The following is a 25739-nucleotide window of genomic DNA, read 5'->3' as shown; positions in this document are numbered from 1 at the left end:
CAAAGTTCTTCAAATGACTGATGTCGCCGTCCAAATTCCCGAGACCAGCCGCCGCCTCGACGCCATCGACCGCAAGATCCTGATGGTGCTCCAGGAAGACGCCTCCCTTTCCGTCGCCGAGATCGGCGACCGGGTCGGCCTGTCCTCGACCCCCTGCTGGAAGCGCATCCAGCGCCTGGAGGCCGACGGCGTGATCATCAAGCGCGTCGCGCTCGTCGACCAGAACAAGATCGGGCTCGGCATCTCCGTGTTCGTGTCGGTCGAGAGCTCCGATCATTCGGATGCCTGGCTGAAACGGTTCGCCGAGGCCGTCAGCGCCATGCCGGAGGTGATGGAGTTCTATCGCATGGCTGGCGACGTCGATTACATGCTGCGCGTCGTGGTCGCCGACATGCAGGCCTATGACGTGTTCTACAAGAAGCTGATCAGCGCCGTGCCGCTGAAGAACGTCACCTCGCGCTTCGCGATGGAAAAGATCAAGTCGGTGACGGCGCTGCCGATCCCGGCGGTGGTGGCGGCTTAATTTGCGCCACGCGGAAAGTGTCATCGCCCGATTTAATCGGGCGATCCAGTATTCCAGACGCCGGTGATAGAATCGAGAAGCCGCGGGGTACTGGATGCCCCGGTCAAGCCGGGGCATGACAGCGGAGCGAGAGGGACGGATCGCGCCTCTCTCAGGTGCTCCTCAAATCTTCTGATTGTACTCGCCGACTTCGGGATGCGTGCGCAGCACGCTGTTCACCATCTCGAACATGTCGTGCATGCGCTGCTCCGAGACCGGGCTTTCGACCACGACGACGAGCTCGGGCTTGTTGGACGAGGCGCGCACCAGGCCCCAGCTGCCGTCCTCGACCGTGACGCGCACGCCGTTGACGGTGACGAGATCGCGGATGGCCTGCCCCCCGATCTTCGTACCCTTTGCTTGCAGGCCTTCGAAGTGCTTCACCACCTTGTCGATGACGCCGTATTTGGTCTCGTCGGCGCAATGCGGCGACATGGTCGGCGACGACCAGGTCTTCGGCAGCGCGTTCTTCAGATCGGCCATCGACTTGCCGGGCGCGCGGTCGAGCATGTCGCAGATCGCGAGCGCCGAGACCAGGCCGTCGTCATAGCCGCGGCCATAGGGCTTGTTGAAGAAGAAGTGGCCGGACTTCTCGAAGCCCGCGAGCGCGCCGGTCTCGTTGGTGCGGCGCTTCATATAGGAATGACCGGTCTTCCAATAGGCGGTCTTCGCGCCCTGCTTCTGCAGCACGGGATCGGTGATGAACAGGCCGGTGGACTTCACGTCGACGATGAACTGCGCGTCCTTGTGAATCGCCGACATGTCGCGCGCCAGCATCACGCCGACCTTGTCGGCAAAGATCTCCTCACCGGTGTTGTCGACCACGCCGCAGCGGTCGCCGTCACCGTCGAAACCGAGGCCGACATCGGCCTTGTGCTGCAGCACTGCGTCGCGGATCGCGTGCAGCATCTCCATGTCTTCCGGATTCGGGTTGTATTTCGGGAAGGTGTGGTCGAGCTCGGTGTCGAGCGGGATCACCTCGCAGCCGATCGCTTCCAACACCTGCGGCGCGAATGCACCGGCGGTGCCGTTGCCACAGGCCGCGACCACCTTGAGCTTGCGCTTGAGCTTCGGACGAGAGGTGAGGTCGGCGATGTAGCGCGCCGGATAATTCTCGTGGAATTGGTAGGAGCCGCCGGCCTTATTCTTGAACTCGGCGTTGAGAACGATCTCCTTCAGCCGCGTCATCTCGTCAGGGCCGAAGGTCAGCGGGCGGTTGGCGCCCATCTTCACGCCGGTCCAGCCATTGTCGTTGTGGGAGGCCGTAACCATCGCAACGGCGGGCACGTCGAGATCGAACTGCGCGAAATAGGCCATCGGCGTCACCGCAAGACCGATATCGTGCACCTTGCAGCCCGCCGCCATCAGGCCGGAGATCAGCGCGTATTTGATCGAGGCCGAGTAGCCGCGGAAATCGTGGCCGGTGACGATCTCCTGTTTGACGCCGAGCTCGGCGATCAGCGCGCCGAGCCCCATGCCGAGCGCCTGCACACCCATCAGGTTGATTTCCTTCTGGAACAACCAGCGCGCGTCGTATTCGCGAAAGCCCGTCGGCTTCACCATCGGCTCGGATTCGAAGGCGTAGGTGTTGGGCAACAATACGGATTTCGGCTTCGGGAACATTGAGTCGGTCTCGTGAAAGGGGGCGGGAGTTGCTGCAGGCTTAGCGAATGCCAAACCGCAGCGAAAGGCGGGAATGAAGGCTTATGGCCGATAATTGCGGCAGTTTGGTAACGAAGAAACGTTACCGGGAGGGCGGCCGGAGCAAGGATATCATCTACTTGAAATTGGCGACTGCGCGGTCGCGCGGGCAGCGCCTCTACTGCTCCAGCACCATCTGCCCGTTGGCGTACTCAAAACGCTTCAGGCGGGACAGAAAGGAGAGGCCAAGCAGGTTCTCCGACAGCGCCTCGTCTGGCAGGACCATGGCATCGACGTCGCGCACGATGAGACCGCCGACGTCGAGCATGGCGATTCGGGTGCGCGCGGCCTTGATGGTGCCGTTGGCGGTGGAAACGGTGGCGTTGTACTCGCCACGCGAGGGACGGAGACCAAAGCGGGCGGCCGAGGTCTCGTTCAGCGCCACGACGGAGGCGCCGGTATCGATCATGAAGCCGATGCGCTGGCCGTCGATCCGGCCCTCGGTCTGGAAATGACCGCGGCCGTCACGTCCAATGGCCAGGCTGCGGCCGCTGGCCGGCGCTGTGGCCGCGACTGCGACCGTCGTGCGCGGCACTGACGTGGCGGAAGCCGAGCTCATCTTGTCCGCCATCTGCGCCATGAAGGTGCCGAGGCCGATCATAACGGCCGCGATGATCATAATGTTACGCATCACACCACTTCCGAGCCGAAAGCTCGATTTCATCACGCGACGAGGCCGGCGGCGAGCGCAGGCACGCCGGGGCTCCTGTCATTTTGACGAAAAGGATGAGCGGAGGGTTAATGCCGGTTGCGAGTTCTCACGTCCCGCGCGGCTTCGCCCGCCTTGTCGGCACGGCGCTCGCGGGATCGTCGGGCCAGGGGTGACGCGGGTAGCGGCCGCGCAGGTCGGAGCGGACGGCGGCGTAGCTGCCGCGCCAGAAGCCGGGCAGATCGCGCGTCACCTGCACCGGCCGCTGGGCCGGCGAGAGCAATTCCAGCACCAGCGGCACTTTGCCGGCGGCAATCGAGGGATGGGTGTTGAGGCCGAACAGTTCCTGCAGCCGGACCGCGATCGTCGGCCCCTGCTCGGCCTCGTAGTCGATCGCGAGCACGCTCCCCGTAGGCGCCTCGAAATGGGTCGGCGCCTCGCGATCGAGCCGCGCGCGCATCTCCCAAGGCAGGAGCGCCATCAGGGCATCGGAGAGATCGCCCGCGGAGATGTCCTTGAGCGCGATCTTGTCGTAGAGCGCCGGCACCAGCCAATCATTGCGCCGCGCGATCAGACCGTCGTCCGACAAATCGGGCCAGCTGTCGCCCTCGGCCTTGCGCAGGAACATCACGCGGTCGCGCCATTGCTTGGCGGCTTTCGACCAGGGCAGCCGGTCGAGGCCGGCCGCAATCAGTCCGTCGGCAAAGATGCGCGCGGTCTCCTCCGAGGGCGATACTGAAAGCGTTGCCTCAGACAGAGTGATCGCGTGCAGCACGCGCTTGCGCCGCGCCCGCAGCGCCATCGCGCCGCGATCAAAGGAGATCTCGTCGGCGGTCTCGATATGCTCGGCGAAATGTTGCTCGATCTCGTCCTCGGTGATTTGTGCAGCGAGCAGGATGCGTCCGCTCGCCGCCGTCCCGGTCATCTCACCGATCGCGATGTAGGGCGCACGGGCGAGCGAGGAGGTCTGCTCGACAGAGGCGCCGCGACCGTTGGCCAGCACGAAGCTGCCATTGCCGCGATTGCGCGCGACGCGGTCCGGGAACGCATAGGCGAGCATCAGGCCGGTCGACAGATCCTCCTGCTGCGCCACCTTCTCCGACGCCGCGACCTGCGAAGCCCAGCGGTGCGCGAGATCGCGCGCGCTTGCCGCGCGTGGTGAGCGGTCGCGGCGGAACTGGTCGCGGCGGTGCTCGAGATCGACGCTGTCGCCGCCAAGGCCGCGCTCGGTGATGATGGCCGCGATCTCGGCGGCGGCCTGGCCCTCGCCGGCGCGATGCGAATCCACGATCATGCGCGCCAGCCGAGGCGGCAGCGCCAGCGCACGCAAACTCTTGCCTTCGGCGGTGATGCGGCCGTCGCCGTCGAGCGCGTTGAGCTCGCTCAGCAGGCTCTTGGCTTCCTTCCAGGCCGGCTGCGGCGGCGGATCGAGGAACGATAGAGCCGCGGGATCGCTGACGCCCCATTGCGCCAGATCGAGCACCAGCGAGGACAGGTCGGCGCTGAGGATTTCCGGCTGGGTGTACGGCGCGAGCGATGCGGTCTGCGGCTCGTCCCAGAGCCGGTAGCAGACGCCGGGCTCGGTGCGGCCGGCACGGCCGCGGCGCTGGTCCACCGCCGCGCGCGAGGCGCGCACGGTCTCGAGCCGGGTCAGGCCGATATCGGGCTCATAGCGCGGCACGCGGGCAAGACCGCTATCGACGACGATGCGCACGCCCTCGATGGTGAGCGAGGTCTCCGCGATCGAGGTCGCCAGCACCACCTTGCGCGTGCCTCTGGGAGCCGGCGCGATGGCGCGGTCCTGCACGGCAGCATCGAGCGCGCCGAACAGCGGCACGATCTCGACGGAGGCGTCCTGCACGCGCTCGGAGAGGAAATTCTGCGTGCGGCGGATCTCGGCGGCACCCGGCAGGAAGGCCAGCACCGAGCCGCTATCGGCGCGCAGCGCAGATGCGATCGCATCCGCCATCTGCCGTTCGATCGGTGCATCCGCCTTGCGGCCGAGATAGCGTGTCTCGACCGGAAACGCACGGCCCTCGCTCTCGACGACGGGGGCATCGCCGAGCAGCCTTGCCACCCGCGCACCGTCGAGCGTCGCCGACATCACCAGGATACGCAAATCCTCGCGCAAGCCGGTTTGCGCATCACGCGCCAGCGCGAGGCCCATGTCGGCGTCGAGCGAGCGCTCATGAAATTCGTCGAACAGGATCGCGGCAACGCCTGTTAGTTCGGGATCGTCGAGGATCTGGCGGGTGAAGATGCCCTCGGTCACCACCTCGATGCGTGTGGCGCGCGAGATCTTCGAGCCGAAGCGGACGCGATAGCCGACGGTTTCGCCGGCGCGCTCGCCGAGCGATTTGGCCATGCGGTCGGCGCTGGCGCGTGCAGCGATGCGGCGCGGCTCCAGCACGATGATCTTCTTGTCCTTGGCCCAGGGCGCATCGAGCAAGGCCAGCGGCACGCGCGTGGTCTTGCCGGCGCCGGGAGGGGCCACCAGCACTGCGGCGTTGCTGGCCTCCAGCGTACGCGACAAATCGTCGAGCACGGCATCGATCGGGAGGGGCGTGTCGAAGCTGCGGGGCAAGATCCATCCACTCGTCATGCCCGGGCTTGTCCGGGGCATCCACGTCCTCGACCAGAAAACAGACGTGGATGGCCGGGACAAGCCCGGCCATGACGAATTTATGTGGAGCTGGGAACGATCAGCCCTGCACTGGCGGACGACCGACGCTCTCGTAGACGAAGCCGGCGGCTTCCATGTCTTCGGGGCGGTAGATGTTGCGGAGGTCGACGACGACCGGCTGCGCCATGGTCGCCTTCAACCGGTCGAGATCGAGCGCGCGGAACTGGACCCATTCGGTGACGATGACGAGAGCGTCGGCGCCTTGCGCGCAGGCATAGGCGTCCTCGCAATAGGTGATATCGGGCAATTCGCCCTTGGCCTGCTCCATGCCGACGGGATCGAACGCCTTCACCTTCGCGCCCATGTCGATCAGGCCTGTTACCAGCGGGATCGACGGCGCATCGCGCATGTCGTCGGTGTCGGGCTTGAAGGTGAGGCCGAGCACCGCAACGGTCTTGCCGCGCAGATTGCCGCCGAGCGCCTGGCTCACCTTGCGCGCCATCGCGCGCTTGCGGTTCTCGTTGACCGCCAGCACCGATTCGACGATGCGCAAGGAGACGTCGTAGTCCTGCGCGATCTTGATCAGAGCCTTCGTGTCCTTCGGGAAGCACGAGCCGCCGAAGCCGGGACCGGCATGCAGGAATTTCGTGCCGATGCGGTTGTCGAGCCCGATGCCGCGCGCGACCTCCTGAACGTTGGCGCCGGCCTTCTCGGACAGATCGGCGATCTCGTTGATGAAGGTGATCTTGGTCGCGAGGAACGCGTTGGCGGCGTATTTGATCATCTCGGCGGTGCGGCGCGCGGTGAACATCAGCGGCGCCTGGTTCAGCGACAGCGGACGGTAGATGTCGCCCATCACCTTGCGGCCGCGCTCGTCGGAGGTGCCGACCACGATGCGATCCGGGAATTTGAAATCGCGGATCGCCGCACCCTCGCGCAGGAACTCAGGGTTCGAGGCGACAACCACGTCGGCCTTGGGATTGGCCTCGCGGATGATGCGCTCGACCTCGTCGCCGGTGCCGACCGGCACGGTCGATTTCGTCACCACCACGGTGAAGCCGGAAAGCGACTGCGCGATCTCTTTCGCGGCGGCGTAGACGTAAGACAGGTCGGCGTGTCCGTCGCCGCGGCGCGAGGGCGTGCCGACCGCGATGAACACGGCATCGGCATCGGCGACCGGCTGCTTCAGGTCGGTGGTGAAGTCGAGCCGCTTGGCTTTCACGTTGTTCGCGACCAGCTCGTCGAGGCCAGGCTCGTAGATCGGGATCTCGCCGCGATGGAGTGCCGCGATCTTCCTCTCGTCCTTGTCGACGCAGGTGACGTCGTGGCCGAAATCCGCAAAGCAGGCGCCGGACACCAATCCCACATAGCCCGTGCCGATCATCGCAATTCGCATGAAAAATCCTGTTCCAGCTTGGTTAACGGACGTCCAACTCAGCCCAATCCGGGGCGGTTTAGCATTTTCCCGAGGCCATGGAACAGTCCGCATGCAAAAACCGGCCCGCGATTTGAACCGGTAAAGAAGTCGGAAACTACTGGGCTCCAAACTGCCCCAGGCCCGCACAGGCACGGGCGGAACGCGCTCGAAAAGGGACACCATGGCACGATCAGGCACAATCGCGGCGGCCAGCCCCTCCACGGCCGCTTCGGGCGCGCGTATCGACTGGGTCGACTACGCCAAGGGCATCTGCATCGTCATGGTGGTGATGATGCATTCGGTGCTGGGGGTGGAGCTTGCCGCCGGGCAGACCGGGTTCATGCACGCGCTCGTAGCCTTCGCAAAGCCGTTCCGGATGCCGGATTTCTTTCTGATTTCGGGCTTGTTCCTGTCTCTGGTGATCGATCGGGACTGGCGAACCTATCTCGACCGCAAGGTGGTGCATTTCGCCTATTTTTATGTCGTCTGGGTGACAATCCAATTTGGCTTCAAGGCCCCGGCCTTTGCGGCCGAGACCAGCTGGCAGCATGTTGGCCTGCTGTATCTCGAATCTTTCATCGAGCCGTTCGGCACGCTGTGGTTCATCTATCTGTTGCCGGTCTTCTTCGTCGTCACGAAACTGACACGCAAGGTCCCATCGCTCGCGGTCTGGCTCGTCGCCGCCGCGCTGGAGACCGCGCACATCACGACCGGCTGGACCGCCATCGACGAGTTTTGCGCACGCTTCGTCTATTTCTATTCGGGCTATTTGTTCGCGCCCTACGTGTTCGCCCTGTCGGATCAGGCGCGGAAGCATCCGGCGCTGGCGCTTGCAGCGCTCGCTGCCTGGGCGCTGATCAATGCCGGCCTCGTCGCAGCGGGCGCCAGCGAGTGGGCGATCGTCTCGCTCGCGCTCGGCTTCGCCGGCGCCTGCGCCATCATCGCGGCGGGCACGCTGCTCGCGCGGGCGCACTGGCTCAACTTCCTCCGCTTCTGCGGCGAGCATTCGATCGTGATCTATCTCGCCTTCTTCCTGCCGATGGCGGCGACGCGAACGCTGCTGCTGCGCACCGGCGTCATCCCTGATATCGGCACGGTGTCGCTGCTCGTCACTATCGCCGGCGTGCTTGGATCGCTTGTGATCTGGCAGGCCGCGTTGCGACTTAATGCGCGCTTCCTGTTCGAGCGGCCGGAGGCATTCTGGATCGCGCCGAAGAAGCCTGGCGTGCGATTGCAGGCGGCCGAGTAGCGCTCCCTCCCCGAGGCCGTCCCCATAGTGCGCAATTGCGCACGGGGCGGGGATCCATAACCCCAGGAAGCGGTTATGGCGGGAGATGGCAACCCCGAGTCTTCGCAAAACTACATCCTGTGGCTATGGGTCCCGGATCTGCGCGCGCTTAGGGCGCGCTTGTCCGGGACGACGAGGGTGTGGGAATCGCGCCAAAAATCCGCTGCCCAAGGCTGTCAAAGCCCGCAAAAATTCATACATTGCGGCCCATGCCCAAAACCTCGCCGAAGACATCTCCGAAGACCAGCGCCAAAGCCGACACCACAGCCGCGCCCAAGGCGGCCACTGACACCAAGCCTGTTGCCAAAGCTGCGACAGCTGCTGCCAAACCGGTCGCGGCAAAGGCGGCCGGAAAGGGCGACCACGTCTTCCTGGTCGATGGTTCCTCCTACATCTTCCGCGCCTATCACGCGCTGCCGCCGCTGAACCGCAAATCCGACGGGCTCCAGGTCAACGCCGTGCTCGGCTTCTGCAACATGCTGTGGAAGCTGCTCCGCGAGATGCCCGAGGACAATCGGCCGACGCATCTGGCCATCATCTTCGATAAGTCGGAGATCACCTTCCGCAACAAGATCTATCCGGACTACAAGGCGCACCGGCCGCCGGCCCCCGACGATCTCATTCCGCAATTCGCGCTGATCCGCGAAGCCGTGCGCGCCTTCGACCTGCCCTGCCTGGAACAGATCGGCTTCGAGGCCGACGATCTCATCGCGACCTATGTGCGCCAAGCCTGCGAGCGCGGCGCCAGCGCCACCATCGTGTCGTCCGATAAGGACCTGATGCAGCTCGTCACCGATTGCGTCACGATGTACGACACCATGAAGGACCGCCGCATCGGCATATCAGAGGTGATCGAGAAGTTCGGCGTGCCGCCGAACAAGGTGGTCGAGGTGCAGGCGCTCGCGGGCGATTCCACCGACAACGTGCCGGGCGTACCCGGCATCGGCATCAAGACCGCGGCGCAGCTGATCACCGAATATGGCGATCTCGACCAATTGCTGTTCCGCGCCGGCGAGATCAAGCAGCCCAAGCGGCGCGAGGCGCTGCTCGAGAATGCGGAGAAGGCGCGCATCTCGCGGCAACTCGTGCTGCTCGACGACAAGGTCGAGTTGGAGGTGCCGCTGGACGACCTCGCCGTCCACGAGCCCGACGCGCGCAAGCTGATCGCCTTCCTCAAGGCGATGGAATTCACGACGCTGACGCGGCGCGTCGCCGAATATGCGCAGATCGATCCTGCCAATGTCGATGCCGATCCCGGCTACGCCAGCGGCGCCAGCGTGTTCACGACGCTGCCGCCTTCGGACGTCGTGCCCACACCAGGCACGGGAACTCCGGCGCCAGCCCGGCCGAACCAGCCCAACAAATCGGCAGGCAAGGAGGACAAGGCTGCGAGCCCGAAGGGTGCGCCGATCTCGCTCGCCGTCGCGCGCGAAGAGGCGCTGCGCAAGCTTCCTGTCGATCGCGGCAAATACCAGACCATCAAGACGCTGAAGGAGCTCGACGCCTTCATTGCGCGCATCCATGACGCCGGCCATGTCGCGATCGAGACGAGAGCGAGCTCGATCGATCCGATGCAGGCCGATCTCTGCGGCATCGCGCTGGCGCTGGCGCCGAACGAGGCCTGCTACGTGCCGCTGGCGCACAAGCAATCCGGCGGCGGCGCCGGCCTGTTCGATGCCGGCCTCGCGCCGGACCAGGTCAAGCATGACGACGCGCTGCAAGCGCTGCGGCCGGTGCTGGAATCGACGGGCATCCTCAAGATCGGCTTCGACGTCAAGTTCACGGCCGTGATGCTGGCGCAGCACGGCATCACCCTGCGCAACATCGACGATGCGCTGCTGATCTCCTACGTGCTCGATGCCGGCCGCGGCTCGCATGCGCTGGAATCGTTGTCGGAGCGCTGGTTCGGCCATGCCATGCTGAAGGACAGCGAGCTGCTCGGCAGCGGCAAGGGCAAGATCACCTTCGACCAGGTGCCGATCGACAAGGCCGCACCGCTGTCAGCCGAAGGCGTCGACATCGCGTTGCGGGTGTGGCGCGTGCTGAAGCCGCGCCTGGTTTCCGAGCACATGAGTGCGGTCTACGAGACGCTGGAGCGGCCGCTGGTCTCCGTGCTTGCGCGTATGGAGCGGCGCGGGATCTCGATCGATCGCCAGGTGCTGTCGCGTCTGTCCGGCGACTTCGCCCAGACCGCAGCGCGCGTCGAGGCCGAGATCCAGGAGATCGCGGGCGAGCCGGTCAATGTCGGCAGCCCCAAGCAGATCGGCGACATCCTGTTCGGTAAGATGGGATTGCCTGGCGGCACCAAGACCAAGACCGGCGCGTGGTCGACCACCGCACAGGTGCTCGACGAGCTCGCCGAGCAGGGCCACGACTTCCCGAAGAAGATTCTGGAGTGGCGCCAGGTCTCCAAGCTGAAATCGACCTACACCGACGCGCTGCCGACCTACGTCAACCCGCAGACCCACCGCGTGCACACCACCTACGCGCTGGCTGCGACCACGACGGGGCGCTTGTCGTCGAACGAGCCGAACCTGCAGAACATTCCGGTGCGTACCGAGGACGGCCGCAAGATCCGCCGCGCCTTCATCGCCACGCCCGGGCACAAGCTGGTCTCGGCCGATTATTCACAGATCGAGCTGCGGCTGCTGGCCGAGATCGCCGACATTCCCGTGCTGAAGCAGGCGTTCCGCGATGGGCTCGACATTCACGCCATGACCGCGTCGGAAATGTTCGGTGTGCCGATCAAGGGCATGCCGAGCGAGATCCGCCGCCGCGCGAAAGCGATCAATTTCGGCATCATCTACGGCATCTCCGCCTTCGGCCTCGCCAACCAGCTCGGCATCGCGCGCGAGGAAGCCTCCGCCTACATCAAGAAGTATTTCGAGCGGTTCCCCGGCATCCGCGCCTATATGGACGAGACGCGCGATTTCTGCCGCAACCACGGCTACGTCACCACGCTGTTCGGCCGCAAGTGCCACTACCCCGACATCAAGGCTTCGAATGCCTCAGTGCGCGCCTTCAACGAGCGCGCCGCGATCAACGCGCGGCTTCAGGGCACCGCCGCCGACATCATCCGCCGCGCCATGACCCGCGTGGAGGATGCGCTGGCCGCGAGGAAGCTGTCGGCGCAGATGCTGCTCCAGGTGCACGACGAATTGATCTTCGAGGTGCCGGACGACGAGGTCGAGGCAACGCTCCCCGTCGTGCAGAAGGTGATGCAGGATGCGCCGTTCCCGGCCGTGCTGCTCTCGGTGCCGCTGCATGTCGACGCCCGCGCCGCGAACAATTGGGACGAGGCGCACTAGCGCACTTCGTTAGTTCTCCCCGCTTGCGGGGAGAGGTCGGATCGCTCCTGCGATCCGGGGGGGGTACAGGTTCATCGACGACCGCCGGTTGGAGAAAGCCCCTCACCCCAACCCTCTCAGGGCGAGCGAAGCTCGTCCCGGCCCCGTAAGAACCGGGGCGAGGGAGCACACCGGCGCAAGACCTCGATTGTCCTCCGAGCAATTGCGCGATGGCCGCGCGATCCCGCGCATACTAGAACCGTGCCATCTCCCGCACCGGTTCAACCATGCCCCACACCTCCGCCTTGCTCGGCTTCGCCCTCGTCAGCCTCGGCCTCGTGCTCACGCCGGGACCGAACATGATCTACCTGATCTCGCGCTCGATCACGCAAGGCGGCGCGGCCGGCATCGTCTCACTCGGCGGCGTGGCGCTCGGCTTCGTGTTCTACATGCTGTGCGCGGCGTTCGGTATCACGGCGCTGTTGCTCGCCATTCCTTTCGCCTATGACGCGCTGCGCTTTGCCGGCGCCGGCTATTTGCTGTGGCTCGCCTGGCAGGCGGTGAAGCCGGGCGGACGCTCGCCGTTCCAGGTGAGGAAGCTCGCGGTCGACAGCCCGCGCAAATTGTTCGTGATGGGCTTCATCACCAACCTGCTCAACCCGAAGATCGCGATGCTGTATCTGGCGCTGCTGCCGCAGTTCATCGATCCCACAGCGGGCAGCGTGCTGACGCAGTCGGTGGTGCTGGGCGCGATCCAGATCGCGATCAGCGTCAGCGTCAACGCGATGATCGCGGCTCGCGGCCGGATCGATCGCGCTGTTCCTGGCGAGCCGGCCGAGCTGGATGCTGGTGCAACGCTGGCTGATGGGCACCGTGCTGGCGGGACTCGCGGTGCGGATGGCGGTGGAAGCGAAGAGGGTGTGAGGATGGTCTTCACCTCTCCCCGCCTGCGGGGAGAGGTCGAATTCGATCGCAGATCGAATTCGGGTGAGGGGGTACAGGTCTCTCGACCATCTCGCATGAGGAAAGAGGCCCCTCACCCCAACCCTCTCCCCGTAAGAACGGGGAGAGGGAGAAGAGAGCTTAATCCAGCTTCGCCTCCATCCCCCGCTTCACGGCCGGGCGCGCCATCAGGGCCTCGTACCAGCGCTTGACGTTGGGGAAGTCGGCCAGATCAACCTTGTGGCGAGGATGGCGCCAGGCCCAGCCCAGGATGGCAAAATCGGCAACCGACAGCTCGCCGGCGACGAAGTCGCGCCCCTCCAGGCGGCGGTCGAGCACGCCGTAGAGCCGGCGGGTCTCGGCCATGAAGCGCTTTAGGCCGTAGGCCCGGTCCTGCTCGTTCTCGAGTGCGATGAAATGGTGTACCTGGCCGGGCATCGGGCCGAAGCCGCCCATCTGCCACATCAGCCATTCGTAGACCGGAATGCGCTGGATAAGCGATTTCGGCAGGAATTTGCCGGTCTTTTCGCCGAGATAGAGCAGGATCGCGCCGGATTCGAAGATGCTGACGGGCTTGCCCTCAGGCCCCTCGGGGTCGACGATCGCGGGGATCTTGTTGTTGGGCGAGAGGTTGAGGAACTCGGGCGCCATCTGCTCGCCCTTGGTGATGTTCACCGGGATCACCTTATAGGGCAGCCCCATCTCCTCCAGCGCGACCGAGATCTTGCGGCCGTTCGGCGTGTTCCAGGTATAGAGCTCGATGGTCATTCCGTGTCCTTCCCCAAGAGGCTTGCCCGAAGGCTTGCCCCCTCACCTACTCCAGAAGGTTGCGCCCTCACAACCTTTGGGCCGGGATGGCCGATCCCTGTTGACGGGAGACGCCCCCTCTGGAATGTCGCGTCGGTCGCGGATAAATTCCGCCCCCACCAAAAACGCTGTTTGAGGGACCGCCGTGTCGAAATCCGCCTCCCGCGCCCGCCTGTTCGAGATCATCCGCCGGCGCTCATTCGGCCGCGGTGAGGTGACGCTCGCGTCGGGCCGCAAGAGCGATTTCTACTTCAACCTCAAGCCGACCATGCTCGACCCCGAGGGCGCAACGCTGCTCGCCGAGCTGACTTACGAGGCGCTCAAGGACGACCAGCTCGATTTCATCGGCGGTCTCGAGATGGGCGCGGTGCCGCTCGCCGGCGCGCTGGCGCAGATCTCCTGGATCAAGGGGCATCCGATCGCGGCCTTCTTCGTGCGCAAGAAGCCGAAGGAGCACGGCGCGAAGCTCGCGATCGAGGGCCTGCCCAAGGGCGAGACGCTGGCGGGCAAGCGCGTCGTGATCGTCGAGGACGTCACCACCACGGGCGGCTCGGCGATGAAGGCGGTGGAATCGGTGCGCGAGGCCGGGGCCAATGTCGTGCTGGTGCTGACCATGGTCGATCGCGAGGAAGGCGCCACCGACACGTTCGGTGCGGCTGGCCTGCCGTTCCGCTCGCTGTACAAGGCGTCGGAATTCTTGAAGGGGTGAAGTGGCGGAAATTTCTCCGCCGTCATGCCTCAATGTGTCCCGGTGGCAACCACCCGTCCAAAGCTGCGCCCGGCCTTAAAGAGGCCACCGCCTCGTCTTGAAACCGCCTACGCTCAACTGCTCATTTACCATCCCGCTTTATGGTGAATCGTGTGCTGAGATCGCTCGGTCCCAGCCGATTCAGTAGCGTCGGGTGGAGTAAGCATTGCGTACAGTCATGTCCCATGCGCGCCAGCGGCGTCGCGCTTCGCTTGTGGCCGCCATGCTGGCAGCGCCGCTGCTGGCGGCGCCGACCTCGGTTGCGGCCGAAGGCCTGTTCGATTTCCTCTTCGGCGGAATGCAGCAGCGGCCGCAGCGCGAGGTGCCGCCGGCGAACTCCCACGTCGATCCCTTCAGCAGCCAGCAGAATGGCGCCACGCCGCAATATGTGCCGCCGACCCGCTCGGCCGCGGCCGGTGGCTCGGGACCGGCCTTCTGCGTACGCAGTTGCGACGGGAAATACTTTCCGCTGATGCGCGGTCTCGTCTCACCCGCGCAGATGTGTCAGGCGTTCTGTCCTGCCAGCGCGACCAAGGTCTATTTCGGCTCGTCGATCGACGGTGCCTATTCACAGACCGGCGAGCGCTATGCCGACAGCGAGAACGCGTTCGCCTACCGCAAGGCGCTGCGCGCCGACTGCACCTGCAACGGCCGTGAACCCGTCGGTCTTGCCCCGGTCGACCTTGCGCTGGATTCCTCCCTGAAGGCCGGCGACGTGATCGCCACCAGCGACGGCCTCGTCGCCTATACCGGCGTCCGCGTCGGCAACGACCAGGCTGCGGATTTCACCCCGGTTGCCTCCTATCCCGGCCTCACCGCGCAGGTTCGAGCGCGGCTCGGCGAGATGAAGGTGGCGCCGGTGCGCGCCGAGACGGTGTCGGCAGATGCGCCAGCGTCAAACGAGATCGTGCGCGAGCCGCTGCCGGACGTGACAGTGCCGAAGACCGCCGCGAAGCCGGCGAAGCGGGCGGGGTTGGAGTAAGCCTCACCTGTAACCACACCGTCATTGCGAGCGAAGCGAAGCAATGACGGAATTTGCGGCACTACCTCCCGATGATCACGCCGATCACATTCGGCGCCGCCAGATATTTCTCCTCGATCGCGGCGCGCGCGGAGGCGCGGTTCTCCGGCGTCAGGAGGCCGCGCTTCTCGGCCAGGATCATCCAGCAGAAGCCCCACCAATCGGTCAGCATGCCCTGATCGCCGACGAGGTCATAGCCCTGCTCCGCCGCGAAGATGCGCGCATGCGCTTCGTCCAGCGTGTCGAGAAACAGATGATCCTCGGACGAGAACAGATCGTCGCTGACATCGTCGATGGTGTAGCCCCAGATCGACTGGCACACCGCGTTGAACTCGCGGTCGAACTGGTCGTCATCGACCCTCTGGCGCCGCGCGGCCTGATGCAGCCGTGACAGCGAGCGCGCGAAATCGGCGATCCGGGTGAGGGCAAACTGGTCGAAGGCAATGGTGGACATGTAGTCCTCGCAAAGTCGGACAGACGCTAGATATTGTATCGGCGAGGCGCCGAATCACAATGATATATCAAAGACTTGCTAAAATGTTCTTAATTTGTTCTGGGCGCGCGTGGAATCGAAAGGGGCCGCCCGAGGCGACCCCTTTGCCGGTTGCAATCTTGTTCGGGATGAAATCCAGCCCCGGCAAGCGCGGACGTTAATACCGACAGCGGGCTTTGCGCGATTCCGGAAAAATACCGGTCGTAGTGCTGTCCTAATGCGCCGGCGCCTCAATGGCAGCGCGAGGCCGCAATGGCGTGGACGCGGCGGTCGCCGAGGAGATGGGCGACAAAGCCATTCGCCGGAAAGATCTTTGCGAAGGCTGGATCGCGGACGCTGAGGCCCCCCGCGTAAGCACCGAATGCCGGCATCACCGCCCGCATCCCGTCGCTGGCGAAGCAGCGGCGCTCCATCGAGCGGCCACGCGCCGAGACACGCGCCTTCGGATGCAGATGACCGGCGATCTCGCCGTGGGCGCCGGTGGGCTCGTGGCGGAAGGTGATCGGGCCGATCGCGACTTCGTCCGCGATGGTGCCGCCGAGATCGCGCGGCAGCATGGGGTCGTGATTGCCGGAAATCCAGATCCAGTCGCGGCCGGTCTGGAGTGCGGCCAAGGCGTCGCGGTCCTCGGCGGACAGGCGCTCATGCGCGCTGCGGTCGTGAAAACTGTCGCCGAGCGCGATGACCACTCGCGGATCATGGCGGGAGATGACAGCAGCGAGCCGGCCGAGCGTCGCAATGGTATCGTAAGGCGGCAGCAGGACGCCGCGCGTGGCGAAGCTCGAGCCTTTCTCGAGATGCAGGTCGGAGACGACGAGCAGGCGCTGCTCGTCCCAGAACAGCGCGCCGGAGAGATCGGCCGCAAAGGTCACATCGCTGATCGTGACTCTGGAAACGCGCATGTCCTCGACATCTCCCGAAATCAGCGCGCCTGCCGTCACGTCTTACCCGCTTCTATCCATCGCCTCTTTGACGAGCTCGTCGGCGGCTTCCGCCAAAAGCTCGTCTGCAGCTTCGCCATAAACTGACTCGCGGCCGATTTCCAGCATCACGGGCACGGCGAGCGGGGAGACGCGGTCGAGTTCCCGGTGCGTGATGCGGCCGTGGATGCGCATCAGCATGTCGCCGAGCCGGCGCAAATCGAGCAGGCCGGTGGCGGCATCGGCGCGCGCAGCGCGGAGCAGGACGTGATCGGCCTGGTGCTTGCGCAACACGTCGTAGACGAGATCGGTCGAGAACAGCACCTGACGGCGGCTCTTCTCCTCCCCGGTGTGGCGGCGCGCGATCAGGCCGGAGATGATGGCGCAGTTGCGGAAGGTTCGCTTCATCAGCGCGGATTCGGCGAGCCAGGCTTCGAGATCATCGCCGAGCATGTCAGGATCGAACAGCGCGTTGAGGTCGATCCGCCCATCGCGGATCATGAAGGAGAGATCACCGAGCCCCCAGATCGCCACGGCATATTCATTGGCGACGAAGCCGAGCGGACGCGCGCGAGCGCGCTCCAGCCGGCGCGTCAGCAGCATGCCCAAGGTCTGATGCGCGAGACGGCCCTCGAAGGGGTAGCAAACGAGATAATGCTTGTTAGCCCGCGGAAAGCTCTCGACCAGCAGCTCGCGGACCGCCGGCACTCTGCTGACATCCTTCTGCAGCGACAGCCAGTCGCGCACCTGCTCCGGCAAGCCGCCCCAGGCGCGGCCATCATCGAGCAGGCGGCGCACGCGCTCGGCGAGATAGGTCGAAAGCGGAAACTTGCCGCCCATGTAGGACGGCACCTTCGGGTCCTTGTCATGTGCGCGCGAGACATAGACCTGGTCCTCGACCAGGGTCTCGTAGCGCACCACTTCGCCCGAGAACACGAATGTGTCGCCGGGGGAGAGGCCCTCGATGAAGGCTTCCTCGATCTCGCCGAGCAGTCGGCCGCCGCGTGCGATCACGCCTGTGGATCCTGCACCGCTGCCGCGCGAACGCACCAGCCGCACCTTCAGCATGTCGTCCTCGACGATGGTGCCGACATTCATGCGGTAGCTCTGCCGCACCTTGGGATTGGCGACGCGCCAGCGTCCCTCCTTGTCCTGCTTGATGCGAGCAAAGCGCTCATAGGTCTTCAGCGCATAGCCGCCGGAGGCGACGAAATCGACGACGTCGTCGAAATCCTGCCGCGACAGGCTTGCGTAGGGCGCGGCGGTGCGAACCTCGCCATAGAGCTCGTCGCTGAAGAACGGCTCGCCACAGGCACAGCCCAGAACATGCTGAGCCAGCACGTCGAGCGCGCCAGTGCGCAAGGGCGGCGTATCCTGCGCATTCTCGGCGATGGCGTCGATGGCGACGCGGCACTCCAGCACTTCAAAACGGTTGGCGGGCACCAGCACCGCGCGGGAGGCCTCGTCGAGGCGGTGATTGGCGCGGCCGATGCGCTGCATCAGACGCGAGGAGCCTTTTGGCGCGCCGATATTGACGACGAGATCGACGTCACCCCAGTCGACGCCGAGGTCGAGCGAGGAGGTGCAGACCACGCCGCGCAGCCGGCCCGCCGACATGGCGTCTTCGACCTTGCGGCGCTGGGCGACGTCGAGCGAGCCGTGATGCAGCGCGATGGCAAGGCCATCGTCGTTCATGCTCCAGAGATTCTGGAACAGCATCTCGGCCTGGCTGCGGGTGTTGACGAAGACCAGCGTGGTCTTGTTGGCCTTGATCAGCTCGTAGATTTCAGGGAGCGCGTGACGCGCGCTGTGGCCGGCCCAGGGCAGCCGCTCGCGCGTATCGAGCATCTCGACCACGGGCGGCGCGGCGCCGCCGGCGACGACGATGTCGGCTGCCCGCTCCTTGCCGTCGGGCTGCGGCACCAGGAAGCGCGCGAGCTGCTCTGGCTCGGCTACGGTCGCGGACAAGCCGATCGCGCCCATCTGCGGCGCGAGGCGCCACAATCGCGCCAGCCCGAGGGAGAGCAGATCGCCCCGCTTGGACGTGACCAGCGCGTGCAGCTCGTCGAGCACGATGCGCTTGAGAGAGGAAAACAGGAACGGTGCGTCGTCGGAGGAGAGCAGCAGCGCGAGCTGCTCGGGCGTCGTCAGCAACACGTCGGGCGGATAGCGCCGCTGCCGCTGACGGCGCGACACCGGCGTATCGCCGGTGCGGGTCTCGACCTTGATGGGCAAGTCCATCTCGGCGATCGGACGCTCAAGGTTGCGCGCGATGTCGACGGCGAGCGCCTTGAGCGGCGAGATGTAGAGGGTGTGCAGGCCGCCGCTGCGCTGCACGCTGCGGCCGGTGGAGACGAGGTTCTTCTTCGCACCCGCGTCGCGTGTCAGCGGCTGCGTCGACAGCTCGACCAGCGTCGGCAGAAATCCGGCCAGCGTCTTGCCGGCGCCGGTCGGCGCAATCAGGAGAGCGGACCGGTCCTCGCGCGCCTTCTCCAGCAGCGCCAATTGATGCGCGCGCGGCGACCAGCCGCGGGCTGCGAACCAGGCCCGAAAGCGATCCGCCAGCAGGGCGGCCGGCTCGGTCGATGTTTCGAGGATACGGGGCGGCACGGCATGACAGGTAAGCCGTAGGGATGGCTTCGTCGAGGGGGGCTATGGCCTGCGACAGGGCGATCGCACACGCGCTGTCCATTTGAGGCACGATAGACTCGACATCGTCATGGCCGGGCTTGTCCCGGCCATCCACGTCTTACCCGCGGCACGAAGAACGTGGATGCCCGGGACAAGCCCGGGCATGACGACCGCTTGTGAGGTCCAAATTTCGGTCCTCTCCTCGCCTGCGCGACGAGGGCCAGCGCTCTCACGCCCCGGCCGGGACCTGATCGAGAAATCCGGTCACGCTTCTGATCCGGCCGTCCTTCAGCACGGCGAAATCGGTGCCCTTGATCGGGCTGTCGGCGCCGTCAGGGCCAAGTCCCCACGAGAAGCGGATGTGATCGCCGTAGCCGTTGGGCTCGCCGATCAGCTTGAATGTGAAATCGGGAAAGCGCTGCTGCACACCTGCGATCAGCGCCTCGATGCCGTCCTGGCCGTCGCCCTTCATCACGGGGTCGACGTAGCTCGCATCCGTCGTCCAGCTTTCGCTCAGCAGCTCGCGGCGGCGGCCGGCGGTGCGCTCGTTCCAGAGCTCGATGTAGCGGCGGGCGATGGTGACGGGGTCGGTCATGGTTCTCTCCTTCGATGGCGCCGTGTTGTCCGGCTGACCGTGACTATCGAAGGTTCACGCGCGTTGATCGATTACCTCGGAGGTCATCAACGCGCGTGAGGTGTTCGCAAAATTTACTTCGCCGCCGTCACCATGATCTCGACGGTGTATTGCGGGGCGGCCAGCTTGGCTTCGACGGTGGCGCGCGCAGGCGTATTGCCGGGCGAGACCCAGGCGTCCCACACAGCGTTCATCTCTGCGAAGGTCTTCATGTCGGTGATGTAGATCGTGGCCGAGAGCAGCTTCGACTTGTCGGTGCCGGCCTTGGCGAGGTGACCGTCGATGGTCGCCAGGATGTCCTGGGTCTGCTTCGTCACGCTTTCGCCGGCCGCCTTGTTGGCGACGACACCGGCGAGATAGACGGTGTTGCCGTGCACGACGACCTGGCTCATGCGCGGGCCGGTTTCAAAACGCTGAATGCTCATCTGGATCTCCTGGCTGGAATGGCGGCCCTGTCTAGCCCAGCGGTTTGCACTGTGCCACCCCTTGGCACGCGTGCGTTGCCTGCCACGCATGCGTTGCCCGGCACGCATGCGTTGGCCAGCAACGCATGCGCCGTTCACGGAAACCGGCTGAAGAACGTCCAGATCGTTTCGGCGCCGTCGATGTCGCCGTTCTGCGATCCGAGCAGGTTCCTGGCGACCTTCGGGAATCGGGCATCCGGAGCGAAGCCTGGCATGCGGTGGCCGCCGTGGTTGATGCGATAAAGCACGACGTCGTGCCCAGCCGGACAGCGCGAGCTGATCCGCGTCACCGTGGACTGGTCCGCCGGCGCCGCGTCGGGCATGTCGGTGATCCCGGCGTCGTCGGTCTCGCAGCCATTGAGCCTGCGCCAAAACGCCAGCGTCTCGTCCGTCGACCAGAATCCCTCTGCGGCAAAATAGCTCGATCCGCGCCCGCCCTCATAAGGGACCAGCGGATCGGCGGTCCCGTTCATGAGCAGCATCGGCAGCGGCCGCGACGGATGACAGGTGACGGCGGCTTCATCGTTGAGGTTCATGATCACACTCGCAGCCGCCGCAAACAGATCGGCCCGCGCGCAGGCCATGGTCATCGCCATGGCACCGCCATTGGAGACGCCGGCGATGTAGACGCGCTTCGCATCGGCCGTGCCGTCGGCCACCAGCTTCTCGACCAGCCTTGCGATGAAGGCGACGTCATCGGTGCCGACCGGTGGTCCGCGCAGGGCCGGCCCCGCCTTGGTGCGCGCGTCCGCCCATGCGTTGTTGAGCCCGTCCGGAAACACCACGGCGAGGCCCTCGCGCTTGGCGACCTGCGGCCAGGCCGTCCGTGTGACCATGTCGGCGCCGCGCTGGGTCTTGCCATGCAGCACGATTACGAGCGGTGCGGGCCGCTTGGCTGGCAGTTGCGCGGTGTAGGAGCGCTTCACCCCGTTGACATCGACCGTATCGGCGGACGCAGCCGAAGCTGCCGTCAAAGCAGCGATCAGCGTGGCGATGCGCATCCGCCGCCGCATGGTCTAGCCCACTGCCTTGGCGGCGGCACGGCCCGCATTGCGGCCCGAGAACAGGCAGCCGCCCAGAAAGGTGCCTTCCAGCGAGCGATAGCCATGCACGCCGCCGCCACCGAAGCCGGCGGCCTCGCCGACGGCGTAAAGGCCGGGAATGACGCGGCCCTCCTCCCCGAACACGCGGGAGTCGAGATCGGTCTCGAAGCCGCCCAGCGTCTTGCGGGTGAGGATGTTGAGCTTCACCGCGATCAGCGGTCCATGCGCGGGATCGAGGATTCGGTGCGGGGAAGCGGTGCGGATCAACTTGTCGCCGATATAGCGGCGCGCATTGTGGATGTTCATGACCTGCGCATCCTTGACGTAGGGATTGGCGATCTCGCGGTCACGCGCCTCGATCTGCATCCTGATGTGCTCGAGCTTGAGGAGATCGCTGCCGGCGAGCTTGTTCATGGCCGCAACGAGCTCATCGAGCTTGTCGCGGACAATGAAGTCGACACCATGGCTCTTGAACGCCTCCACCGGCGCCGGCGCGCCCTTGTTGGTGGCGCGGCGAAGCGTCATGCGCCAGCTCTTGCCGGTCAGGTCCGGGTTCTGCTCCGAGCCCGACAGCGCAAACTCTTTCTTGATGATGCTCTGGGTCAGGATGAACCAGGAATAGTCGTAGCCGGTCGACATGATGTATTTGAGCTGACCGAGCGTGTCCGAGCCCGGGAATAGCGGCGCCGGCAGCCGCGTGCCTGTGGCGTCGAACCACATCGAGGAAGGACCCGGCAGGATGCGGATGCCGTGGCGCGGCCAGATCGGGTTCCAGTTCTGGATGCCCTCGACGTAGTGCCACATGCGGTCGCGATTGATCAGCCGTGCGCCGGTCTTTTCCGTGATGCCTATCATGCGCCCGTCGACATGCTCGGGCACGCCGGAGATCATGAACTTCGGGGGCTCACCGAGCCGCTCCGGCCAGTTCTGCCGCACCAGCTCGTGGTTGCCGCCGATGCCGCCGGAGGCGACGATCACGGCCTGCGCCTTCAACGCGAAGTCACCGACCACGTTGCGCGAGGAGCTCTTGCCGCGCTCTGCATCATCAGGCGCAAGAACGACGCCGCTGACGCCATCCACCGTGCCATTGGTGACCGAGAGCGCATCGACGCGATGGCGGAATCGGAAGATCAATCGGCCGGTCTTCATCGCCTCGCGCGCGCGGCGCTCGAACGGCTCGACGATGCCCGGGCCGGTGCCCCAGGTGACGTGGAAGCGCGGCACCGAATTGCCGTGGCCCATCGCATCATATCCGCCGCGCTCGGCCCAGCCGACCACGGGAAAGAAGCGATGGCCCATCGCGCGCAGCCAGCCGCGCTTCTCGCCGGCCGCGAAGGCCACATAGGCTTCGGCCCATTGGCGCGGCCAGAAATCCTCGTCGCGGTCGAAGCCGGCGGTGCCGAGCCAGTCCTGCATGGCAAGCTCGTAGGAGTCCTTGATGCCGAGCCGGCGCTGCTCCGGCGAATCGACCAGGAACAATCCGCCGAACGACCAGAACGCCTGGCCCCCCAGCGACTGCTCGCCTTCCTGGTCGACAACCATCACGCGCTTGCCCGCATCGGCAATCTCGGTGGCGGCAACGAGGCCCGACAGTCCCGCGCCGACGACGATGACATCCGTTTCTTGAACCATGCGCTTCCCCCTCCAAGTTCTTCTCCTCCTCAAGGGTTCCCCCCTGTAGTTGCCCGGATTGAAGCCAGCGGTTGCAACTGAGATCAAGGGTATGGCGCGCAAGACCTCGTTAACTTGTTCCACTTTGGGATGGAGACCGCCGGGTGCAGCGCGGACGCAACACTGGATTTAATTTGTTTTGAGCCAGCAGGCCTGCCTAGACAAAGCCTCGGTTACGACCGACGCTAGCCGTGCATCATCACCTGACACACAGATTCGAATTCGACTGGGGCGGGGGAAAATGAATTTTCTGACGGGGTTGCTTGCGGCGGTTCTCTTGATCGCAGGCATGGGGGCTTCTCACGCGGTGGTTCGGATCGCGGATGACCGCGGCGGCCGGATCGGAACCTACGTCGACAAGTACCAGGACCTCAGGCAATCGGGCGAGACGGTCATCATCGATGGCCTCTGCGCCTCGGCCTGTACCATCGTTCTCGGTGCTATCCCGCACGACCGGATCTGCGTGACCTCGCATGCGACGCTGGGCTTCCATGCCGCGTGGGATTTCGGCGCCAACGGCCGCGCCATCACCAATCCCGAAGCGACCCAGATGCTCTATGCGATGTATCCCTCGCAGATCAGGCGCTGGATCGGCCAGCGGGGCGGCCTCACCCCGCGGATGCTCTTCCTGAGGGGCAAGCAGCTCCAGGCCATGTACAAGCCGTGCTACCTGGACGCGCAGGCCTCGACGACCAGGCCGTCGCGCCGGTCGCTCCCGCAAGCGGAGCCGCTCGAATCCGCCCGGGGCCAGCTCCTCCACTGACATCCACAGGCTGGCGGCGTCCTCTGGCGCCGCCGCGGCGTCTTGCCAGCTGGCGGAGCCTTGCCTGCTGGCGGCGCCTTGCCCGCAGCCGGCGCAAAGCCTATCTGAAAGCCAGGGAACCGGGGCCTTCGTCCCGATCGTTGTCATGGCTCAACCGCTGCACCCGGCACATCGGCTATCGGACAATTCGCCCACTGCCGGGCGGATGCCATCCGTGCTGCTGTGGGCGGGCGCTGCAATCGGCGGTCTCGCCGTGATCGGCGCGCTGGCGCTCTGGTTCCACTATGGCAGCCAGGTGTTCTTCGAAATGATCAGGACCGGCTTTGCCGCCTGCTTCTGACCTGCGACAGGAAGTTTTCCGCCCATGAGCTCCGCCACCCGTCCGCTGGTGATCGCGACCGCCTTCGCCGCAAGCCTCGTCGTCGGGCTCCTGATCATGTTCTGGGCCATGGGCGGGGTCGGCAAGGTGGCACAGCCGGCCGCGATCGGCGGCCCGTTCCAGCTGACCGACCAGAACGGCAAGGCCGTCACCGACAAGAGCCTGAAGGGCAAGCCGACCCTGATCTTCTTCGGCTACACCCATTGCCCCGACGTCTGCCCGACCTCGCTGTTCGAGATCTCGGAAGTGCTGCGCGCGCTGGGCAAGGACGCCGACAAGGTCAATGCCATCTTCATTTCGGTCGATCCCGAGCGCGACACGCCGGCGACGATGAAGGATTACCTGTCGAGCTTCGATCCGCACCTCCAGGGCCTGTCCGGCGACCCCGCCGAGACCGCCAAGGTGATCTCCTCCTACCGGGTCTATGCCAAGAAGGTCCCGACCAAGGACGGCGATTACACGATGGACCACACCGCGCTGATCTACCTGATGGACCGCGAGGGCAGGTTCGTCTCGCCGTTCAATTTGAAGCGGACGCCGGAAGAGGCAGCGGTTGATTTGAAGCGGTATCTCTGAGCTTCACGCTGCCCACAATCGGCGCTCGCGTTCCCGGCGGGATGGTCTATAAGGCCCTCCGATCCCGACGAAATTCATTCCTTCGGCCGATGGCTCCATCGCAACAGGCGAAATCGCTCAAATCTGTCCGTGGCTTGCTGGCAGGGCTGGCTGCTGGCCTTTGCCTGCTCGGCGGCCTCACCGAGGCGAACGCGCAAGCCCCCGTCCAGCGGGCGCCGACGGCACCTCAGACCACCCCTCAGGCGGCGCCCCAGGCCGCCCCGCAGGCGGTGCCCGGGTTCTGGGACCCGCGCCGGCGCCCCGAACGGCCGGACCTGTCCCGCCTGACCGTGATCCGCTTCCTGACCGAGACCGACTATCCGCCGTTCAACTACACCGGTGCGGACGGCAATCCGGCCGGCTTCAACGTCGATTTCGCCCGCGCCCTGTGCGAGGAGATCAAGGTCACCTGCACGGTGCAGATGCGGCGTTTCGAGACGCTGGTCGATGCGCTCACCTCCAACCGGGGCGATGCCATCATCGCCTCCATGGCGGTGAGCCCGCAGCTGCGCGCCCGCGTCGACTTCACCGATCCCTATTACCGCGTGCCGGCGCGCTTCGTCTCGCGCAAGGATGCGGTGATGCCGGAGATCCGCCCCGAATATCTCGAGGGCAAGAAGGTCGGCGCCATCGCCGGCTCGGCGCACGAGGCGTATCTCAAGGCGATGTTCACCGACGCCGAGCTGCACGCCTACCCCAATGACGATGCGATGCGCGCAGCTCTGCGCAGAGGCGAGGTCGACTTCATCTTCGGCGACGCCATCTCGCTGGCGTTCTGGATCAACGGCACGGATTCGGCCGATTGCTGCGCCTTCTCCGGCGGCCCATTCGTCGAGAGCCGTTTCTTCGGCGAAGGCATCGGCATCGCCGTGCGCAAGGGCAACGACGTGCTGCGCCAGGCCCTGAACTGGGCGATGTTCCGGATCTGGGAAAAAGGCCGCTACACCGATCTCTGGCTACGGTATTTCTCGGTCAGTCCGTTCTGACCTTTCGCCTCTCCGCCTGCAGCGGGAGTGCGGACGATCGCAGAGATCATCACGCGCGCGTCATACCCATTCACCACGCCTGAAATTCCCGGTCC

General features: G+C 65.4%; 21 protein-coding genes and 1 pseudogene. 10 read left to right on the top strand and 12 right to left on the bottom strand.

The window, feature by feature from the left end; all coding sequences use genetic code 11:
* Positions 1-13 precede the first annotated feature (13 nt).
* On the top strand, positions 14-523 hold the full coding sequence (locus I6F33_RS35180; RefSeq protein ID WP_025032510.1) for an Lrp/AsnC family transcriptional regulator: 510 nt from the start codon (positions 14-16) through the stop codon (positions 521-523).
* Between the two features lie 162 nt (positions 524-685).
* Here the strand turns inward: I6F33_RS35180 and I6F33_RS35175 are convergent, their stop codons facing one another.
* The 4 genes from I6F33_RS35175 to I6F33_RS35160 form a co-directional block, all read right to left on the bottom strand.
* Positions 686-2185 carry a phosphomannomutase/phosphoglucomutase gene (locus tag I6F33_RS35175; protein WP_225145577.1) on the bottom strand — a complete coding sequence of 500 codons (1500 nt, stop codon included), beginning with the start codon at positions 2183-2185 and terminating at the stop codon, positions 686-688.
* 196 nt (positions 2186-2381) lie between these two features.
* Positions 2382-2894, bottom strand: coding sequence for a TIGR02281 family clan AA aspartic protease (locus I6F33_RS35170; protein WP_225145576.1), 513 nt, complete (start codon positions 2892-2894; stop codon positions 2382-2384).
* 127 nt (positions 2895-3021) lie between these two features.
* Positions 3022-5496 (bottom strand): ATP-dependent helicase HrpB, encoded by a 2475-nt coding sequence (gene hrpB / locus I6F33_RS35165; protein ID WP_225145575.1) that lies wholly within the window; start codon positions 5494-5496, stop codon positions 3022-3024.
* A gap of 118 nt (positions 5497-5614) precedes the next feature.
* Positions 5615-6931 (bottom strand): UDP-glucose/GDP-mannose dehydrogenase family protein, encoded by a 1317-nt coding sequence (locus tag I6F33_RS35160; protein WP_225134013.1) that lies wholly within the window; start codon positions 6929-6931, stop codon positions 5615-5617.
* 202 nt (positions 6932-7133) lie between these two features.
* Between I6F33_RS35160 and I6F33_RS35155 the strand changes: the two genes are divergently transcribed.
* The 3 genes and pseudogenes from I6F33_RS35155 (at position 7134) to I6F33_RS35145 (ending at position 12451) form a co-directional block, all read left to right on the top strand.
* Positions 7134-8201 (top strand): acyltransferase family protein, encoded by a 1068-nt coding sequence (locus tag I6F33_RS35155; protein WP_225145574.1) that lies wholly within the window; start codon positions 7134-7136, stop codon positions 8199-8201.
* 248 nt (positions 8202-8449) lie between these two features.
* Positions 8450-11548: a DNA polymerase I gene (polA, locus tag I6F33_RS35150; protein ID WP_225145573.1), complete on the top strand. Its 3099-nt coding sequence runs from the start codon at positions 8450-8452 to the stop codon at positions 11546-11548.
* 266 nt (positions 11549-11814) lie between these two features.
* A pseudogene (locus I6F33_RS35145) lies at positions 11815-12451 on the top strand (LysE family translocator).
* 159 nt (positions 12452-12610) lie between these two features.
* Here I6F33_RS35145 and I6F33_RS35140 read toward each other — a convergent pair.
* On the bottom strand, positions 12611-13237 hold the full coding sequence (locus tag I6F33_RS35140; protein ID WP_036026473.1) for a glutathione S-transferase family protein: 627 nt from the start codon (positions 13235-13237) through the stop codon (positions 12611-12613).
* A 184-nt stretch (positions 13238-13421) separates the two neighbouring features.
* Here I6F33_RS35140 and pyrE point away from each other — a divergent pair, with 184 nt between their 5' ends.
* Both pyrE and I6F33_RS35130 read left to right on the top strand, forming a co-directional pair.
* Positions 13422-13985, top strand: a complete 564-nt coding sequence (gene pyrE / locus I6F33_RS35135) for an orotate phosphoribosyltransferase (protein WP_036014130.1) — start codon at positions 13422-13424, stop codon at positions 13983-13985.
* A 217-nt stretch (positions 13986-14202) separates the two neighbouring features.
* Entirely contained in the window at positions 14203-15006 is an 804-nt protein-coding gene (locus I6F33_RS35130; RefSeq protein WP_225145585.1) for a DUF2865 domain-containing protein, read from the top strand.
* Between the two features lie 61 nt (positions 15007-15067).
* Here I6F33_RS35130 and I6F33_RS35125 read toward each other — a convergent pair whose 3' ends face one another.
* The 7 genes from I6F33_RS35125 to I6F33_RS35095 form a co-directional block, all read right to left on the bottom strand.
* Positions 15068-15499 carry a hypothetical protein gene (locus I6F33_RS35125; RefSeq protein WP_036026470.1) on the bottom strand — a complete coding sequence of 144 codons (432 nt, stop codon included), beginning with the start codon at positions 15497-15499 and terminating at the stop codon, positions 15068-15070.
* A gap of 269 nt (positions 15500-15768) precedes the next feature.
* Positions 15769-16440, bottom strand: a complete 672-nt coding sequence (gene pdeM, locus I6F33_RS35120) for a ligase-associated DNA damage response endonuclease PdeM (RefSeq protein WP_050995974.1) — start codon at positions 16438-16440, stop codon at positions 15769-15771.
* Positions 16441-16482: 42 nt separating this feature from the next.
* Complete coding sequence (locus tag I6F33_RS35115; protein WP_225145572.1) at positions 16483-19068, bottom strand: ligase-associated DNA damage response DEXH box helicase; 2586 nt, start codon at positions 19066-19068, stop codon at positions 16483-16485.
* A 250-nt stretch (positions 19069-19318) separates the two neighbouring features.
* Positions 19319-19684 carry a nuclear transport factor 2 family protein gene (locus I6F33_RS35110; protein WP_036026464.1) on the bottom strand — a complete coding sequence of 122 codons (366 nt, stop codon included), beginning with the start codon at positions 19682-19684 and terminating at the stop codon, positions 19319-19321.
* A 113-nt stretch (positions 19685-19797) separates the two neighbouring features.
* Entirely contained in the window at positions 19798-20148 is a 351-nt protein-coding gene (locus tag I6F33_RS35105; RefSeq protein WP_025032572.1) for a RidA family protein, read from the bottom strand.
* A gap of 134 nt (positions 20149-20282) precedes the next feature.
* Positions 20283-21200: a PHB depolymerase family esterase gene (locus tag I6F33_RS35100; protein WP_225145571.1), complete on the bottom strand. Its 918-nt coding sequence runs from the start codon at positions 21198-21200 to the stop codon at positions 20283-20285.
* Between the two features lie 3 nt (positions 21201-21203).
* A complete protein-coding gene (locus I6F33_RS35095) occupies positions 21204-22862 on the bottom strand; it encodes an FAD-binding dehydrogenase (protein ID WP_225127023.1) in 1659 nt (552 codons plus the stop codon).
* A gap of 280 nt (positions 22863-23142) precedes the next feature.
* Between I6F33_RS35095 and I6F33_RS35090 the strand changes: the two genes are divergently transcribed.
* The 4 genes from I6F33_RS35090 to I6F33_RS35075 all read left to right on the top strand — a co-directional run bounded on the left by I6F33_RS35090 (position 23143) and on the right by I6F33_RS35075 (position 25644).
* Entirely contained in the window at positions 23143-23664 is a 522-nt protein-coding gene (locus I6F33_RS35090; RefSeq protein WP_036014153.1) for a hypothetical protein, read from the top strand.
* A 145-nt stretch (positions 23665-23809) separates the two neighbouring features.
* On the top strand, positions 23810-24004 hold the full coding sequence (locus tag I6F33_RS35085; protein ID WP_036014155.1) for a hypothetical protein: 195 nt from the start codon (positions 23810-23812) through the stop codon (positions 24002-24004).
* Between the two features lie 24 nt (positions 24005-24028).
* Positions 24029-24619, top strand: a complete 591-nt coding sequence (locus tag I6F33_RS35080; RefSeq protein ID WP_225145570.1) for an SCO family protein — start codon at positions 24029-24031, stop codon at positions 24617-24619.
* 89 nt (positions 24620-24708) lie between these two features.
* Complete coding sequence (locus I6F33_RS35075; protein WP_225114352.1) at positions 24709-25644, top strand: transporter substrate-binding domain-containing protein; 936 nt, start codon at positions 24709-24711, stop codon at positions 25642-25644.
* Positions 25645-25739 lie beyond the last annotated feature (95 nt).

This window comes from Bradyrhizobium sp. BRP20, assembly GCF_020194215.1.
Lineage (GTDB): Bacteria > Pseudomonadota > Alphaproteobacteria > Rhizobiales > Xanthobacteraceae > Bradyrhizobium > Bradyrhizobium yuanmingense.
This window is presented reverse-complemented; position numbering and strand designations above follow the sequence as displayed.

Excerpts from the sequence above, each read along its gene's own strand:
- I6F33_RS35180 (WP_025032510.1), top strand. The coding sequence starts at position 14 with ATGACTGATGTCGCCGTCCAAATTCCCGAGACCAGCCGCCGCCTCGAC.
- I6F33_RS35175 (WP_225145577.1), bottom strand. The coding sequence starts at position 2,185 with ATGTTCCCGAAGCCGAAATCCGTATTGTTGCCCAACACCTACGCCTTC.
- I6F33_RS35170 (WP_225145576.1), bottom strand. The coding sequence starts at position 2,894 with ATGCGTAACATTATGATCATCGCGGCCGTTATGATCGGCCTCGGCACC.
- I6F33_RS35160 (WP_225134013.1), bottom strand. The coding sequence starts at position 6,931 with ATGCGAATTGCGATGATCGGCACGGGCTATGTGGGATTGGTGTCCGGC.
- I6F33_RS35155 (WP_225145574.1), top strand. The coding sequence starts at position 7,134 with ATGGCACGATCAGGCACAATCGCGGCGGCCAGCCCCTCCACGGCCGCT.
- polA (WP_225145573.1), top strand. The coding sequence starts at position 8,450 with ATGCCCAAAACCTCGCCGAAGACATCTCCGAAGACCAGCGCCAAAGCC.
- I6F33_RS35140 (WP_036026473.1), bottom strand. The coding sequence starts at position 13,237 with ATGACCATCGAGCTCTATACCTGGAACACGCCGAACGGCCGCAAGATC.
- I6F33_RS35130 (WP_225145585.1), top strand. The coding sequence starts at position 14,203 with ATGTCCCATGCGCGCCAGCGGCGTCGCGCTTCGCTTGTGGCCGCCATG.
- I6F33_RS35125 (WP_036026470.1), bottom strand. The coding sequence starts at position 15,499 with ATGTCCACCATTGCCTTCGACCAGTTTGCCCTCACCCGGATCGCCGAT.
- pdeM (WP_050995974.1), bottom strand. The coding sequence starts at position 16,440 with ATGCGCGTTTCCAGAGTCACGATCAGCGATGTGACCTTTGCGGCCGAT.
- I6F33_RS35110 (WP_036026464.1), bottom strand. The coding sequence starts at position 19,684 with ATGACCGACCCCGTCACCATCGCCCGCCGCTACATCGAGCTCTGGAAC.
- I6F33_RS35105 (WP_025032572.1), bottom strand. The coding sequence starts at position 20,148 with ATGAGCATTCAGCGTTTTGAAACCGGCCCGCGCATGAGCCAGGTCGTC.
- I6F33_RS35100 (WP_225145571.1), bottom strand. The coding sequence starts at position 21,200 with ATGCGGCGGCGGATGCGCATCGCCACGCTGATCGCTGCTTTGACGGCA.
- I6F33_RS35095 (WP_225127023.1), bottom strand. The coding sequence starts at position 22,862 with ATGGTTCAAGAAACGGATGTCATCGTCGTCGGCGCGGGACTGTCGGGC.
- I6F33_RS35090 (WP_036014153.1), top strand. The coding sequence starts at position 23,143 with ATGAATTTTCTGACGGGGTTGCTTGCGGCGGTTCTCTTGATCGCAGGC.
- I6F33_RS35085 (WP_036014155.1), top strand. The coding sequence starts at position 23,810 with ATGGCTCAACCGCTGCACCCGGCACATCGGCTATCGGACAATTCGCCC.
- I6F33_RS35080 (WP_225145570.1), top strand. The coding sequence starts at position 24,029 with ATGAGCTCCGCCACCCGTCCGCTGGTGATCGCGACCGCCTTCGCCGCA.
- I6F33_RS35075 (WP_225114352.1), top strand. The coding sequence starts at position 24,709 with ATGGCTCCATCGCAACAGGCGAAATCGCTCAAATCTGTCCGTGGCTTG.